At 76.8% G+C, this 1,602-nt stretch carries 2 protein-coding genes; one reads left to right on the forward strand and one right to left on the reverse strand.

Features of this window, described 5'->3' with window-relative positions:
- Positions 1-187 precede the first annotated feature (187 nt).
- Complete coding sequence (locus tag ADY59_RS50930; protein WP_156326181.1) at positions 188-511, forward strand: hypothetical protein; 324 nt, start codon at positions 188-190, stop codon at positions 509-511.
- Here the strand turns inward: ADY59_RS50930 and ADY59_RS52240 are convergent.
- A partial coding sequence (locus tag ADY59_RS52240) for a TolB family protein (RefSeq protein ID WP_049577913.1) occupies positions 463-1,602 on the reverse strand: 1,140 nt, incomplete at its 5' end. The genes ADY59_RS50930 and ADY59_RS52240 overlap by 49 nt on opposite strands.

Below are 1,602 nucleotides of genomic sequence, written 5' to 3' on the forward strand. Positions count from 1 at the left end.
GCTGCGGATCGGGGGCGGGGCGCCGGGGGAGGTGCCGGTCGTGCGACCGGACCGGAGCGCCCGCTCGACGGCACGCCCGTCCGTGGCCCCGCGCGTGACACCGCCCGTGACACCGCCCGTGACACCGCCGCGCGGGGCGCCGAGCGTCCGGGCGACGCTGACGGTTCCGGTCACGTACACCCGGACCATGACCCCGGTCACCGTCCCCGCGTCACCGGACCGGCGCGAGCAGGCCGGGCCGGACGGGCCGGAGCGGCCGGACGAGCCCGGACCGCCGGGCGGGGACCCGCCGGGGACCGGACCCGGCGAGCCGGGCGACTGCGTGCCCCAGGCGGGCGACCCGGCCGGCCGCCGCTGCCCTCGGCCGTCGGCGAGCATCAGCTCGATCCCCCAGGACGGCCCCGGCGAGCCCCCGGGCCCGTCCGGCTCCGGGACGGTCGCCCCGACCGCCTCGGCGGCCGGTCAGATCTTGGACAGGTCGATCACGTGCAGCGTGTCCTTGATCGTGTAGCTGACCAGCCTGCCGTCGGCGGCGATGGCCGGAGGGGAGACGGCGAACCCGCCCCCCGCGTTCTTCCTCGCCTTGATGCCCAGGTCGGCCGAGCGTCCGTCGGTCAGGTCGGTCAGGGTCACGGCGATGAAGCGCAAGCCGTCCGCCAGCGCGGTGATGTGGAAGCGGTCCTGCGCCAGGCTGCCCATCCTGTTGAAGTGGCCGGGCAGCGGCTGTTCCCCGGAGCCGTCGCGGAGGCGGCGGAAGTAGACGCCCTGGCGGTGGCCGGAGCACCGGGCGACCGAGCACGCGCTCATCTCCTCGCCGTCCCGGACGACGGCGCTGCGCGTCTCGCCGGTCTCCACGTTGCGGATCCGGGCGAACCTGGGCTCGTCGGCCGGGCCGAACGGGCCGGGCTCGCCGATCCACGGCCACGCCAGCAGGTGCATCGACGCGCCGCCGTCCAGCGGGGCCGCCGGGCCGCCCGACAGGGGGGCGGTGTGGACGCCGCCGGAACGGGAGGAGAAGACGACCCGGTCGCCGGCGATCTCCAAGCCGTCGAGGCCCTGACGGCCGCCCCGCAGCGTCGTGACCAGTTCGGCGTCGCCGCCCGACAGCGGGGCCGACCAGATCTGGGTGGTGCCGTTCCTGAGCTGGCTCCACCAGACGATCCGGTCGCCGCCGGCGTGGAAGTCGGCGGCGAACAGCACCGTGCCCTTGGGCGTCGGCACGTTCGTGATCGTGCGCAGCTTCCGGGTGCCGAGGTCGTAGGCGTACAGGGCGCTGGTCTTCTCGAAGCTCGACCAGGTCGAGACGAGCAGCGTGTCGTCGTCGATGAACTGTTCGGGGCGCAGCTTCTGGCCGCCGGGTGTCGTGGCCGGGACCTTGCGCAGGGCCCGCGGCCACACGGCCTCGATCGGCTCCGGGGGCTGGGCGTCGACGGTCGGCGGGGGGGTGGCCACGCGCGCCGACGAGGTCGGCGCGACGGCCGGGGCGGGCCCGGCCGGGCCCCCGAAGCCGGTCGTCACCCCGGCGGTCACCCCGGCGGCCACCACGACGACCGCCGCGGCAGCGAGCAGCGGCTGCGTGCGCGGCCGGCGCCGCCGTGGCCG

The sequence above is a fragment of the Nonomuraea sp. SBT364 genome (assembly GCF_001083785.1).
In the GTDB taxonomy this organism is placed as follows: domain Bacteria; phylum Actinomycetota; class Actinomycetes; order Streptosporangiales; family Streptosporangiaceae; genus Nonomuraea.